The following is a 13,197-nucleotide window of genomic DNA, read 5'->3' on the forward strand; positions in this document are numbered from 1 at the left end:
GTTGATTTTTGTCGATTCCGGCTCGGGCAACTCTCATCGCGGCATAACGTCGACCCCGACCGGACACCCCGTGTCGTGGCGTTGCGTCGCTTCTTTCACCTACGTCACGCAACGGCGCGCGACAGGAGCCAGAGGACATGCAGACCAAGCTGGACGAAGCCAAGGCCGAGCTGCTCGCACGGGCTGCCCGGGTAGCTGAGAACAGCCCTGGCGGGGTGCATCATCCCGCCGGGGAGGAGCAGGGTGAGAGTCCAGATCGGGACACCTTGCTCAGTTACCTCCAGCGCTACTACCTGCACACCGCCCCCGAGGACCTTGCGGACCGCGATCCGGTCGATGTCTATGGAGCGGCGCTTTCCCACTACCGACTGGCTGAGGACCGTCCCCAGGGAACGGCCAATGTGCGGGTCCACACCCCGACGGTCGAGGAGAACGGCTGGACCTGTAGCCACTCCGTCGTCGAGGTGGTCACGGATGACATGCCCTTCCTCGTGGACTCGGTGACCAACGAGCTCTCGCGCCAGGGCCGCGGCATCCATGTGGTGATCCACCCACAGGTCACGGTGCGTCGCGACATCACGGGCAAGCTGATCGAGGTCCTGCCCACGGTCAAGCGGCCGAGGGACCCCAAGGACCTCCCGCACGATGCGCTGATCGAGTCCTGGATCCATGTGGAGATCGACCGCGAGACGGACCGCGCCGATCTCAAGCAGATCACCAATGACCTCCTGAGGGTCCTCTCCGATGTGCGCGAAGCCGTCGAGGACTGGGAGAAGATGCGCGAAGCCGCGCTGCGCATCGCCGATGAACTCCCCTCCGAGCCGACCGCCGACGACCTTGCCGACCAGGAGGTCGACGAGGCCCGCGAGCTGCTGCGGTGGCTGGCGGCCGACCACTTCACCTTTCTGGGGTTCCGGGAGTACACACTCACGGAAGGTGATGCCCTGGCCGCAGTTCCCGGTACCGGACTCGGCATCCTGCGCTCCGACCCGCACCACAGCGAGGACGAGGACCACCCGGTCAGCCCCTCGTTCAGCAGGCTTCCCGCGGACGCCCGCGCCAAGGCCCGCGAGCACAAGCTGCTCGTCCTGACCAAGGCCAACAGCCGCGCCACCGTCCACCGGCCCAGCTACCTCGACTACGTCGGCGTCAAGAAGTTCGACGCGGACGGCAACGTCATCGGCGAACGACGCTTCCTCGGCCTGTTCTCGTCCGCCGCGTACACCGAGTCGGTCCGTCGCATCCCCGTCATCCGCCGCCGAGTGGCCGAAGTCCTCGACGGCGCCGGTTTCTCGCCCAACAGCCACGACGGCCGCGACCTGCTCCAGATCCTGGAAACCTACCCGCGCGACGAGCTGTTCCAGACCCCCGTCGACCAGCTGCGCACCATCGCCACCAGCGTGCTCTATCTCCAGGAGCGCCGTCGTCTCAGGCTCTACCTCCGCCAGGACGAGTACGGCCGCTACTACTCCGCCCTCGTCTACTTGCCGCGCGACCGCTACACAACGGGTGTACGGCTGCGCCTGATCGACATCCTCAAGGAGGAGCTCGGCGGCACCAGCGTCGACTTCACCGCGTGGAACACGGAGTCGATCCTCTCCCGCATCCACTTCGTGGTCCGGGTCGCCCCCGGCACCGAACTGCCCCACCTCACCGACGCCGACACCGAGCGCATCGAAGCCAGGCTGGTCGAAGCCGCCCGTTCCTGGGCGGACGGCTTCTCCGACGCCCTCAACGCCGAGCTGGGCGAGGAGCGCGCCGCCGAACTGCTGCGCCGCTACGGCAACGCCCTCCCCGAGGGGTACAAGGCCGACCACTCGCCGCGCTCCGCCGTCGCCGACCTGGTACACCTGGAAGCCCTCACCGACTCGGGCCGCAACTTCGCGCTCTCCCTGTACGAGCCGGTCGGCGCCGGTCCCGGAGAGCGTCGCTTCAAGATCTACCGAACCGGTGAGCAGGTCTCCCTCTCCGCGGTGCTGCCGATCCTCCAGCGACTCGGCTGCGAGGTCGTCGACGAGCGTCCCTACGAGCTGCGCTGCTCCGACCGCTCCCTGGTGTGGATCTACGACTTCGGTCTGCGGATGCCGCGCACCAACGGCGACCACCTCGCCGATGACGCCCGCGAGCGCTTCCAGGACGCCTTCGCCGCCGTGTGGACCGGAGAGGCGGAGAACGACGGCTTCAACTCCCTCGTCCTGGGAGCCGCGCTGAACTGGCGTCAGGCGATGGTGCTGCGCACCTACGCCAAGTATCTGCGTCAGGCCGGTGCCACCTTCAGCCAGGACTACATGGAGGACACCCTCCGCAACAACGTCCACACCACCCGGCTGCTGGTCTCGCTCTTCGAAGCCCGGATGTCGCCCGGCCGGCAGAGCGCAGGAACCGAGCTGACCGACGGCCTGATGGAGGAGCTCGACGGTGCGCTCGACCAGGTGGCGAGCCTGGACGAGGACCGCATCCTGCGCTCCTTCCTCACCGTGATCAAGGCGACGCTGCGCACCAACTTCTTCCAGAAGGCGGACAGCGGCGCGTACCACGGCTATGTGTCGATGAAGTTCGACCCGACGGCGATCCCCGATCTGCCCGCGCCCCGCCCGGCGTTCGAGATCTGGGTGTACTCCCCGCGCGTCGAGGGCGTCCATCTGCGCTTCGGCAAGGTCGCCCGCGGCGGTCTGCGCTGGTCCGACCGGCGTGAGGACTTCCGTACGGAGATCCTGGGCCTGGTCAAGGCGCAGATGGTGAAGAACACCGTGATCGTCCCGGTCGGCGCCAAGGGCGGCTTCGTCGCCAAGCAGCTCCCCGACCCTGCCGTGGACCGGGACGCCTGGCTCGCCGAGGGCGTCGCCTGCTACAAGACGTTCATCTCGGCACTGCTCGACATCACCGACAACCTGGTCGCGGGTGAGGTCGTTCCGCCGGCCGACGTCGTGCGACACGACGAGGACGACACCTATCTCGTCGTCGCGGCCGACAAGGGCACCGCCTCGTTCTCGGACATCGCCAACGAGGTCGCCGTCGCCTACAACTTCTGGCTCGGTGACGCCTTCGCATCCGGTGGCTCCGCCGGCTACGACCACAAGGGCATGGGCATCACGGCCCGGGGTGCCTGGGAGTCCGTCAAGCGCCACTTCCGCGAACTCGGCCACGACACCCAGACCGAGGACTTCACGGTCGTCGGCGTCGGTGACATGTCCGGCGACGTCTTCGGCAACGGCATGCTGCTCAGCGAGCACATCCGTCTGGTGGCCGCCTTCGACCACCGGCACATCTTCATCGATCCGAACCCGGACGCCGCCACCTCCTACGCCGAGCGCCGTCGCCTCTTCGAACTGCCCCGCTCCAGCTGGGCCGACTACAACAAGGAACTGCTGTCGGCGGGCGGCGGCATCCACCCCCGTACCGCCAAGTCGATCCCCGTCAACACCCATATGCGCACGGCGCTCGGCATCGAAGCCGGGGTCTCCAAGATCACCCCCGCCGAGCTGATGCGCGCCGTGCTCCACGCCCCGGTGGACCTGCTCTGGAACGGCGGAATCGGGACGTACGTCAAGGCGTCCAGCGAGTCCAACGCGGATGTGGGCGACAAGGCCAATGACGCCATCCGCGTCAATGGCGAGGACCTGCGGGTCAAGGTCGTCGGCGAGGGCGGCAACCTGGGGCTCACCCAGCTCGGCCGTATCGAGTTCGACCGCATCGGCGGTCGGGTCAACACGGATGCCATCGACAACAGCGCCGGTGTGGACACCTCCGACCACGAGGTGAACATCAAGATCCTGCTCAACGGACTGGTCGCGGACGGTGACCTCACGGTCAAGCAGCGCAACCAACTGCTGGCGAAGATGACGGACGAAGTCGGCGCGCTCGTGCTGCGCAACAACTACGCCCAGAACACCGCACTCTCCAACGCGGTCGCCCAGGCATCCTCCCTGCTCCACGCCCACCAGCGGTACATGCGCAGGCTCGGTCGGGACGGCGCGCTCAACCGTGAGCTGGAGTTCTTGCCGACCGACCGGCAGATCCGGGAGCTGCTCAACGGCGGCAAGGGTCTCAGCCAGCCCGAGCTGGCCGTTCTGATGGCGTACACCAAGATCACCACCGCTGATGAGTTGATCGGCACCTCGCTCCCGGACGATCCCTATCTGCGTCGGTTGCTGCACGCCTACTTCCCCAAGCCGCTGCGCGAGAAGTACCCCGAGGCCGTCGACAGCCATGCGCTGCGTCGGGAGATCATCACCACCGTGCTGGTCAACGACACCGTCAACACCGGCGGCTCGACCTTCCTGCACCGACTGCGCGAAGAGACCGGAGCCTCGATCGAGGAGGTCGTACGGGCACAGACGGCCGCCCGTGCGATCTTCGGCCTCAGCGCGGTCTGGGACGCGGTCGAGGGCCTCGACAACAAGGTCGCGGCCGATGTCCTGACCCGTATCCGGCTGCACTCGCGGCGGCTGGTCGAGCGCGGCACCCGCTGGCTGCTGGGCAACCGTCCGCAGCCGCTGGAGTTGGCCGAGACGGTCGAGTTCTTCTCCGAGCGCGTGGAGCAGGTCTGGGGGCAGCTGGCGAAAATGCTGCGGGGCGAGGACCTGGACTGGTACCACGGCATCCTCAAGGAGCTGACCGAGGCGGGCGTGCCCGAGGAGTTGGCCGCCCGGGTCGCCGGGTTCTCCTCGGCCTTCCCCACCCTGGACATCGTGGCCATCGCCGATCGGACGCAGAAGGAGCCGATGGCGGTCGCCGAGGTGTACTACGACCTCGCTGACCGGCTGCGGATCACCCAGCTGATGGACCGGATCATCGAACTGCCGCGTGAGGACCGCTGGCAGTCCATGGCCCGTGCGTCCATCCGTGAGGACCTGTACGCGGCCCATGCGATGCTCACCGCCGATGTGCTCTCGGTGGGCAACGGCAGCTCCAGCCCGGAGGAGCGTTTCGGCCAGTGGCAGGAGCAGAACGCATCGATCCTGGCCCGGGCGCGCGGCACCCTGGAGGAGATCCAAGGGTCCGACACCTTCGACCTGGCGAATCTGTCGGTCGCGATGCGGACCATGCGCCAACTGCTGCGGACGCACAGCTGAGCTGACGGCCGCTTCTGGCCGACCGCAGGGGCGCCCCGGGCCCACGGGGTGCCCCTGCGGTCATGCGCTCGCCCGCCACAACCGGTGACAGGACAGCACGGCGGCGGTGAGGAGCAGACCGTTCCGGAGCACCATCAACAGACAGCCGAGCGGGGTACCGGCCACCACGTCCTCGTACATCAGGGGAAAGGCCAGGGCGGTCAGACAGGCTGCGGGCAACATCAGCAGGGCGACGGAACGCTGTGTGGTGTGCCGTGAGGTGAGACAGACCGCGGCGAGGCCGAGCAGCCAGATCATGTACTGCGGGCTGATGACCCGGCTCGTGATGGTGAACAGCAGGACGGCGGCGAACGCGGCGTCCAGCGGAGTGGCCGTGTCCCAGTGACGTGCCCGGACGCGCCAGAGCACCAGCCATCCCAGCGCCAACACGCTCAGCAGCAGGGAGAGCCGTGCCACCTCGGCGGTGTACGGGCCGACCAGTTCGAATGCCCCGTACTGGAAGCGGACCTCGCCACTCCAGCCGCTGAGCCGTGCCAGTTGCAGCGCGGTTCCACCGAGGGACTCGATCTGCACCCCCCGCTCGCCCTGCTGCTGGAGGAAGCTGAGGGGATGGCTGAATCCCAGCATCAGAACGAGGAGGAGCACGGCCGCGGATACGGCGGCGGATGACCAGACGGCCCGGGTGGTACGGCCCCGGGGCGTGCCCAGGATGGTGAGCAGGGGCCACACCTTGATCATGGCCCCGATCCCGGCGAGCGCTCCACCGGTACGCGGGTTCCGGCGCAGGGCGAGGAGCCCCAGCACGGCGACCGCGGTGACGGGAACGTCGTAGCGGGCGAGCGGCAGGTGGAGCAGCAGCGGCAGTCCGCCCACCCACAGCCAGGCGCCCTGACCGCCGGCGCGGGCGAGGGCCCAGGTGATGACGGCGTCCGCGAGGAGGATCAGTGCGACGAACGCTTGGAAGTACGTCAGCCACGGCACCAGGGCGGGAGCGAGGAAGACCAGTGCGGCGCCGGGCGGGTACTGCCAGGTGGGGTCGTCGAGGGGGAAGGAGCCCTGGCTCAGCTGCTCGTACCAGTGGCGGTAGAGGGTGTGCACCTCGCCCGCCACTCCCGAGTCGCCGACCTGGTCGACGAGCAGCAGGACGACCAGACCGATCCGGGTGATCGTCCAGGCACCTGCGAGCAGGACGGCGTTCCGGCGTGCGGTTCGGTCCGGTGGAGGCCGCCTCGGTCCGAGGGACAGGGGGTGGCCGACCGGGAGCGGGGCGATCCGAGGGGACGTCATCAGCCCGCACCTTAGCCCGCTTTGGGGTATTTCCTCGCTATTTCTTAGGCCGTGCGAAGACAGCGGCTCTCCGAGGGGAGGCGCTTCGTGGGGTCGCTTGGTGTGCCGGGCTCCAATGGAGCGGCGAGGGTTCCCGGTACGGGCCGCATGGCTCCGGGGCCGGCAGGTAGGGGGCCGGAGGTACGAGGGCGGCAGATGCGTGGACGGGCAGGTACGAGGGCGAGGGATGGCAGGCGCGTGGGGGCGGCAGGCGGGAGGGTGAGGGGTAACAGGCGCGGGGGCCGGGGCACGCGGACCCTCCCAAGGCATCCAGGGGCCGAGGGCACCCTCAAGGGGGTCGGGCGGAAGGCACAAAAGGCGTAGAAAGCGCCGGCAGCTTCGCCCCTGCGAAGCGGGGCGCCGGACGTGCGACCCATGTCCGGACGTGCGACCCATGTCCGGACGTGTGGCTCATCTCCGGACGTCTGGCCCACAAGGACCGGCCGACCACAGGAGCGTGCCGACCACAGGAAGGGGCCGTCCACAAGATCAGAACAGGGCTCAGCGCAGCGCTCGGAGCATCACCGCGTACAGCGGCGCATCGGGGAACGGTCGCCGCTCGCCGATCTTGCGGTACTGCCAGGACTCGTAGAGCGCCTGCACCCGCGGATGCGTGGTGTCGACGAGGAGCACGGCCATGTGTTCCCCGCGCTGCCTCAGCAGGGACTCGTGCAGACGGGCCGACACCCCGGTCTTGCGCCACCGCGGCCGGACCATCAACTCCGAGACCGCGAAGGTCGACGGATTGTCGGGAGTGGCGGGCAGGTGCTCGCGCCACCACTCCCGGCCGTTCCCCGAAGGCGCGCCGTAGACGAAGCCCACCGGCTCCCGGCCCTCGTAGCCGATGACACAGGCGAAGTCCGGATTGCCGCCCCAGTGGTCGACGAACCAGGGGAAGCGCTGGACGAAGGGGTCGCCCGCCTGTTCGGCGTACGCATCGGCGTGGACGTCCAGCAGCACCTGTCGGATGCCCGGAAGATCGCCGTGTCCGTACCGTCGCAGCTCGACGTTCACGATCGACTCCATTGGTCGCGGTAGCGGTCGCCCCAGGAGCGCGCCACCGCACTGGTCGGTGCCTGTTCCATGAGGTCGCGGTAGAAGTCGCCCATCAGCGAGCGCATCCGTCCCGGCAGTTGTCCGCCGGCCATCAGCTCGAAGACGGACGACGCCGTGTCGCACGCCTGCTCGGTGTCTCCCTGGTGGAGCTGGGCGAGTCCGAGGCGCGCGGTCGTCAGCGCTCGATTGCGGCGGAACTGGTCCGGCAGCACCGCCAGGGCCCTGTGCGATGCGGCCTCCGCCTCGGCGGCATCACCGAGCCGGTCCTGCACGATCGCGCTGAGGGCGTGTAACTCGGCGGGACCGTAGAAGGCTATCCAGGACGGTCGCACCGTATGGGCATCCGCCTTGCCCAACAGGTCCTGGGCGAATCCGAGCGAGCGCAGGGCGGGTTGTCGATCGCCCTTGTTCGCATGGCCGATCGCGGTACGGGCGTGGGCCAGGGAGGCGAACAGCGGATCGCGTCGGGTGATGCCCGTTGCCTGTGCCGCGTGCGCGGCATCCACGGCGGCTCCGTGCTCCTTGCGCTGGTGCGCCAGCATGGCCACGGAGTTCCACACCCGCATCTCGGCGGTGGGGTCATCGGCCATCCGCGCCAGGTAGAGCGCTTCCTTGAGCTGGCTCTGTGCCCGACCGAGGTGACGCGCGTCGATGTTGGACCAGGCCGCTGTCGCCGTGAAGTCGGCGGCGAGTCCCAGGAGTCTTTGCCGTACGCGCTGGGAGCTGGCCCGGCTCTGGTTGCCCAGACACTCGGACGCCCCGGCGAGGGCGGTTCTCTCCAGGGCGGCGTGGCCTCCGCGCGCGTCGTCCAGTGCCATCAGACCGTCCAGACTGGCTCGCAGTCTGGCCACGTCCGATGTGCCCACCCGGCCGGTTGCGCCCGGGGTGGCGGGCAGTGCGGACCCGGCCGCTGTGGCCGTGGTGGAGGCGAGGAAGGTGCGGCGGAGCAATGGGCCCTCCGGTGGAACGAAGCCGAGTTCGACGGTCGGACGCCCGAATACTGCCTCTAACGCGGCCCGTTGGCGCGGGTGCGGCCAGCGGGATTTTCCGGTCAGCCAATAGCGGACGGTCCTGTCGCTCACTGTGCCCCGATGGCCTGCGGTCCTCAGCTGCTCGTTCAGCTTCTCGACCAGTTCGGCCTGGGTGAACCCTGCTTCCTCCACCGCTGTTTTCAAGCGGACGTTGGCAGTCACGAGGTTCACGGTAGCGGTTCTCCCTGTGACTGTTGAGGCTTCCGTTCCGCTACTCGGCCTGGAAATTTCCGGTCGCACGCGACCAGCCCCGCCCGGTTTTTCCTGCCCTGACCGGATGCCGAAGCGGTTGTATGAGCCCCTGGCTGCCCCTGCCAGGCGGCCGTCCCCGCTTCCGCCCTCAGCCCCCGCCCAGGCGGAAGCGGGTTCCCCCCGCGCCCCCCACCTGTCATGAGGCTCCCATGATGACGAAAGCAGAATCCGTACCCATCGGATGTCCGAGCTACAGCGAAGTGCTCGACGGCGTACCACAGTCGGTGCGCAGAGCCAGAGTCCTGGTGATGGACGCGCTGGAGAAATGGGATCTGGCGGAGCTGACGGATTCGGCCGTACTGGTGGCGAGCGAACTGGTCGCCAACAGCGTGGAGCACTCCGGGTGCCGGGTGATCCACGTCGTCGTCTCACGGCCCACGCGGTCGGCGGTGCGGGTGGCGGTGCTCGACGCCTCCCCCCGGCTGCCGGTGATGCGGGAGGCCGATTTACACGCGGAACGCGGGCGCGGATTGGCAGTGATCTCCGCGCTGTCGTGCCGCTGGGGCACCGAGCAGTTGGACTGGGGCAAACGGGTGTGGGCCGAGCTCACCCTGTCCTGAGGTCCGTCGTCCGGATGTCATCGACGGATCGCCTCCGTCCAGGGGTCCGAGGCCGCTGGACCCTTCCCCGAGAGGTGGCGCGCATCGAACGCCGATACGATGCGCGCCGCCTGTGGGACGAGCGCACCGACGGGCGGTGGGACCTTCCGCCACGGGACGCCGGGGACCGATCCCTACTTCACGGCCCCCGCCATCACCCCGGAGACGAACTGCCGTTGGAACGCGAAGAACACGGCGAGCGGAATCACCATCGACAAGAACGCCCCGGACGCCAGTACATCGATGTTGTTCCCGAACTGGCGCACCTGCCGCTGGAGCGCCACCGTGATCGGCGCGCTCTCCGAATCGGCGAAGATCAGCGCCACCAGCATGTCGTTCCACACCCAGAGGAACTGGAAGATCCCGAGCGAGGCGATGGCGGGTGCTCCGAGCGGCATCACCACCTGTGCGAACAGCCGCAGTTCGCCGGCGCCGTCCAACCGGGCCGCCTCCAACAGCTCCCGCGGGATCTCCGCGAAGAAGTTGCGCAGCAGGAAGATCGCGAACGGTAGGCCGAAGGCGACGTGGAAGAGGATGACGCCGAGCGTGGTTTCGAAGATCCCGATGTCGCCGAAGAGCTTGGACACCGGTACGAGGGCCACCTGCACCGGGACCACCAGCAGGGCCACCACCGCCATGAACCACCAGTCGCGGCCGGGGAAGTCCATCCAGGCGAACGCGTATCCGGCGAGCGCGCCGATCACCACCACCAGGACGGTCGCCGGCACGGTGATCGCCACGCTCGCCCAGAGCGAGTCGGTGATCGCCTCGTTCGAAAGGAGCCGTTCGTAGTTCTCCGCCGTGAGTTGGGCCGGCTGGCTGAACACCTGCCACCAGCCGCTCGCGGCGATGTCAGAGGGGTCGCGCAGCGAGGAGACCAGCAGTCCGAAGGTGGGCATCAGCCAGAACAGCCCGACCAGGACGAGGAAGATCCGCATCGCACCGCCGCCGGTTATGGCGGCTATCCGTGCCGGGAGCGACTGTCGGGCCTTCACCCCACCGCCGGCTGAGGTCGTCGGGGCCTTTGGGGCCTTCGAGGTCATCGGCGGCTCTCCCTTCGCATCCGACGGATGTTCACGAACATCACGGGGAGCACCAGCAACAGCAGAAGCACTGCGATGGCGCTGCCGAGGCCGAGGTGCGAGTCCGTGCCGAACGATGAGCGGTAGAGCTGGAGCGCCAGCACATTGGCGTCGTCCTGGGACGAACCCGGCGCGATGATGTACACCAGATCGAAGATCTTCAACACATTGATCATCAGCGTCACCAGCACCACCCCCAGGACGGGGGCCAGCAGGGGCACGGTGATGCGGCGGAAGACCTGCCACTCGTTGGCGCCGTCCATCCGTGCCGCCTCCAGCAGTTCCCGCGGCACGCTCGCCAGCCCCGCGGCGATGAGCACCATCGCGAAGCCGGCCCACATCCAGACGTAGCTGCCGATGATCGCGGGGGTCACCAGCGAGGGGCCGAGCCAATCGACCCCGTTGTACGGCTCCCGGAAGTTCTCCGCGGGCAAGCGGAGCTGTGCTCCTTCGGCCGCGGCCGGTAGGGCGAACGTGCCGTCCGCGCCGGCCCGCGCCGAGGCGACGACCTCTCCGTCCTTGACGGCCTCCACCTTGAGGCCCTTGAGACCCAACTCCGTGCCGTCGACGACGTTCGGCTTACCGCCGCCGCCCCGGGTGAAGTCCAGCCAGGCCGTGCCCTCGATCTTCCCGTCAGACGCCGATGTGGGCGCCTTCGCCGGCCGGGCGTCCTCCGGCATCACGGCAGGGGCCACCCCCACCAGGGGCAGCAGCACCGGCGTACCCGCGGACACCGGCTCCTTGGTGACGAAGGAACCGCCGCCGCCGGCCGTGAGCGGATGCACCGGGAGGGGGCGGGCCCGGGGAAAGACCGACGACTCGGCGAACGTGTCGTGCACGCCCACCCAGACCGCATTGGCGACCCCGCGGTCCGGGTCCTGTTCGTACACCAGTCGGAAGATGATGCCCGAGGCGAGCATGGAGATCGCCATGGGCATAAAGATGATCAATTTGAACGCGGTGCCCCACCGAACGCGTTCCGTCAGTACGGCGAAGATCAATCCGAGTACGGTGGCGACGGCCGGAGCCACCACCACCCAGATCGCATTGTTCTTCACCGCGGTGAAGATGCTCTCGTCGGTGAAGATCTCCACATAGTTGTCGAATCCCGCGAATGCCTCGCCGGACCGGTCGAAGAACGAACGGTGAACCGAGTACCCGATGGGGTAGACCACGAGCGCGCCCAACAGCACCAGTGCGGGCAGCAGAAAGCCGGCCGCCATCAATGCACGGGTCCCGAGCACGCTCTTACGCTGCGGAGCGGGGGAGTCCGGTCGCGCCGGACCCCCCGCCGGAGCCGTGGTGGACATCCCCTAGCCCTGGTACGCCTTGGCCGCTTCGGACTCCAGCTGCTGCTGAATACCCGTGATGTCCTTCGGATTCTTGAGGAAGTCCTGAAGGGCCTTCCAGAATCCCTTGCCCGGAGTACCGCCGAAGGACTGCGGCATCTGGTCCGACATGTCGAATCGGAAATCGTCGCCCGATGCGATCAGTGCCTTTGCGATGTCGCGCAGTACGTCATTGGGATACGCGGCCGGATCCAGTGCCTTGTTGGGAGAGAGGAATCCCCCCGCCGCGGCCGAGATCGCCGCCGCGTCGGGTGAGGCCAGGAAGGTCAGCAGCGCCTGGGCGCCCTTGCTGTCCTTCAGTGCCACCGCCGCGTCCCCGCCCGTGACGACCGGTGGTTCCGCTCCGACCGCGGGGAAGGGGAAGACCTTGGCATCCGTTCCGATCTTGGCGTCCGTCTGGGCGATGTTGACCGAGACGAAGTCACCCTCGAAGACCATGGCCCCCTTGGGCTGGTCACCACCGGTGAACGTCTGGGTGACGGACGCCGGGAACTCGGTTTGGAGCGCGCCGCTGGCCCCGCCCGCGATCAGGCTCGGCTTGCCGAAGAGTTGCGCCAGGGCCCTCAGCGCCGCCTTCACGGAAGGATCGGTCCACTTGATCTGGTGCTTGGCGAGTTGGTCGTACTTCTCGGGGCCGGCCTGCGAGAGGTAGATGTTCTCGAACCAGTCGGTCAGCGTCCAACCGTCCGCGCCCGCCACCGAGACGGGTGTGACCCCCGATGCCGAGATGGTTTCGGCGGTGGTCAGGAATTCCTTCCACGTCTTCGGTTCCTTGGCGCCCGCATTGTCGAACGCGGCGCTGTTGTACCAGACGAGCGACTTGTTGGCGGCCTTGTAATAGACGCCGTACTGCTCGCCCTTCACCTGGCCGATCTTCTGCCAGCCGGCCGAGTAGTTCTTCGCCAGTTCCGCCTTGGCCGCCGCGCCGACGGGTTTGGCCCAGCCGCGCTGTACCGCCTGTTGGATGGCGCCCGGTTGGGGCAGCAGCGCCACATCGGGCGGGCTGCCGCCGGCGATCTTGGTACCGAGGAAATTGACGATCGGGTCCTGTGCCGGGACGAAGGTGACTTCGGCCCCCGTGCGTTTCTCGAACTCGTCCAGGACCTTGACGAAGTTCTCCTGCTCGGGCCCGCTCCAGACGGCCGCGACTTCGACCTTCTCCCCCTTCAGTTGGGGAAGCTGAACCGTCGAGGTGGGCGCGGTGCCCTTGGCTTCGCCAGATTTCTTTGGAGTTCCCCCGCCATCGCCATCGCCACCGCATCCGGCCACCGTGAGCGCGACGACCGCGGTTATTACCGCCGTGGCCCTGCCCGTACGAAGAGTTGTGTGCATTGCTGCCCCGTCTCTTGCGTGCGTTCCCATTGAGCGACAGGTCTACGCCGGGTCCAGCAGCGTCGCAATACCGCCGTCGGGCCGCGGCGGGCTTT

At 68.1% G+C, this 13,197-nt stretch carries 8 protein-coding genes; 2 read left to right on the plus strand and 6 right to left on the minus strand.

Annotated elements, in window-relative coordinates; all coding sequences use genetic code 11:
* Positions 1 to 137 precede the first annotated feature (137 nt).
* A complete protein-coding gene (locus ACFXJL_RS08170; protein ID WP_384690384.1) occupies positions 138 to 5,075 on the plus strand; it encodes an NAD-glutamate dehydrogenase in 4,938 nt (1,645 codons plus the stop codon).
* 60 nt (positions 5,076 to 5,135) lie between these two features.
* Here the strand turns inward: ACFXJL_RS08170 and ACFXJL_RS08175 are convergent, their stop codons facing one another.
* The 3 genes from ACFXJL_RS08175 to ACFXJL_RS08185 form a co-directional block, all read right to left on the minus strand.
* Positions 5,136 to 6,362 carry a glycosyltransferase 87 family protein gene (locus tag ACFXJL_RS08175; protein ID WP_384690387.1) on the minus strand — a complete coding sequence of 409 codons (1,227 nt, stop codon included), beginning with the start codon at positions 6,360 to 6,362 and terminating at the stop codon, positions 5,136 to 5,138.
* A gap of 540 nt (positions 6,363 to 6,902) precedes the next feature.
* Positions 6,903 to 7,427 (minus strand): GNAT family N-acetyltransferase, encoded by a 525-nt coding sequence (locus ACFXJL_RS08180; protein WP_329019726.1) that lies wholly within the window; start codon positions 7,425 to 7,427, stop codon positions 6,903 to 6,905.
* Positions 7,412 to 8,650, minus strand: coding sequence for an XRE family transcriptional regulator (locus tag ACFXJL_RS08185; RefSeq protein ID WP_384641665.1), 1,239 nt, complete (start codon positions 8,648 to 8,650; stop codon positions 7,412 to 7,414). The genes ACFXJL_RS08180 and ACFXJL_RS08185 overlap by 16 nt, the downstream gene beginning before the upstream one ends.
* Before the next feature lie 239 nt (positions 8,651 to 8,889).
* Between ACFXJL_RS08185 and ACFXJL_RS08190 the strand changes: the two genes are divergently transcribed.
* The gene (locus ACFXJL_RS08190; protein WP_329019720.1) at positions 8,890 to 9,300 is read left to right on the plus strand and encodes an ATP-binding protein; all 411 of its coding nucleotides are present in this window, start codon (positions 8,890 to 8,892) and stop codon (positions 9,298 to 9,300) included.
* A gap of 173 nt (positions 9,301 to 9,473) precedes the next feature.
* On the opposite strand, the gene ACFXJL_RS08195 is transcribed toward ACFXJL_RS08190, so the two are convergent.
* The 3 genes from ACFXJL_RS08195 to ACFXJL_RS08205 are packed head-to-tail and all read right to left on the minus strand — an operon-like array spanning position 9,474 to position 13,102.
* Positions 9,474 to 10,382 carry a carbohydrate ABC transporter permease gene (locus ACFXJL_RS08195; RefSeq protein ID WP_384690391.1) on the minus strand — a complete coding sequence of 303 codons (909 nt, stop codon included), beginning with the start codon at positions 10,380 to 10,382 and terminating at the stop codon, positions 9,474 to 9,476.
* Positions 10,379 to 11,731, minus strand: a complete 1,353-nt coding sequence (locus tag ACFXJL_RS08200) for a carbohydrate ABC transporter permease (protein WP_384690393.1) — start codon at positions 11,729 to 11,731, stop codon at positions 10,379 to 10,381. Before ACFXJL_RS08200 ends, ACFXJL_RS08195 begins: the two co-directional genes overlap by 4 nt.
* A 3-nt stretch (positions 11,732 to 11,734) precedes the next feature.
* Positions 11,735 to 13,102: a carbohydrate ABC transporter substrate-binding protein gene (locus ACFXJL_RS08205; protein ID WP_384690395.1), complete on the minus strand. Its 1,368-nt coding sequence runs from the start codon at positions 13,100 to 13,102 to the stop codon at positions 11,735 to 11,737.
* Positions 13,103 to 13,197: the final 95 nt, after the last annotated feature.

Origin of the sequence: Streptomyces sp. NPDC059256, from assembly GCF_042753785.1 — a bacterium.
GTDB lineage: Bacteria > Actinomycetota > Actinomycetes > Streptomycetales > Streptomycetaceae > Streptomyces.

Excerpts from the sequence above, each read along its gene's own strand:
- ACFXJL_RS08170 (WP_384690384.1), top strand. The coding sequence starts at position 138 with ATGCAGACCAAGCTGGACGAAGCCAAGGCCGAGCTGCTCGCACGGGCT.
- ACFXJL_RS08175 (WP_384690387.1), bottom strand. The coding sequence starts at position 6,362 with ATGACGTCCCCTCGGATCGCCCCGCTCCCGGTCGGCCACCCCCTGTCC.
- ACFXJL_RS08180 (WP_329019726.1), bottom strand. The coding sequence starts at position 7,427 with ATGGAGTCGATCGTGAACGTCGAGCTGCGACGGTACGGACACGGCGAT.
- ACFXJL_RS08190 (WP_329019720.1), top strand. The coding sequence starts at position 8,890 with ATGATGACGAAAGCAGAATCCGTACCCATCGGATGTCCGAGCTACAGC.
- ACFXJL_RS08195 (WP_384690391.1), bottom strand. The coding sequence starts at position 10,382 with ATGACCTCGAAGGCCCCAAAGGCCCCGACGACCTCAGCCGGCGGTGGG.
- ACFXJL_RS08200 (WP_384690393.1), bottom strand. The coding sequence starts at position 11,731 with ATGTCCACCACGGCTCCGGCGGGGGGTCCGGCGCGACCGGACTCCCCC.
- ACFXJL_RS08205 (WP_384690395.1), bottom strand. The coding sequence starts at position 13,102 with ATGCACACAACTCTTCGTACGGGCAGGGCCACGGCGGTAATAACCGCG.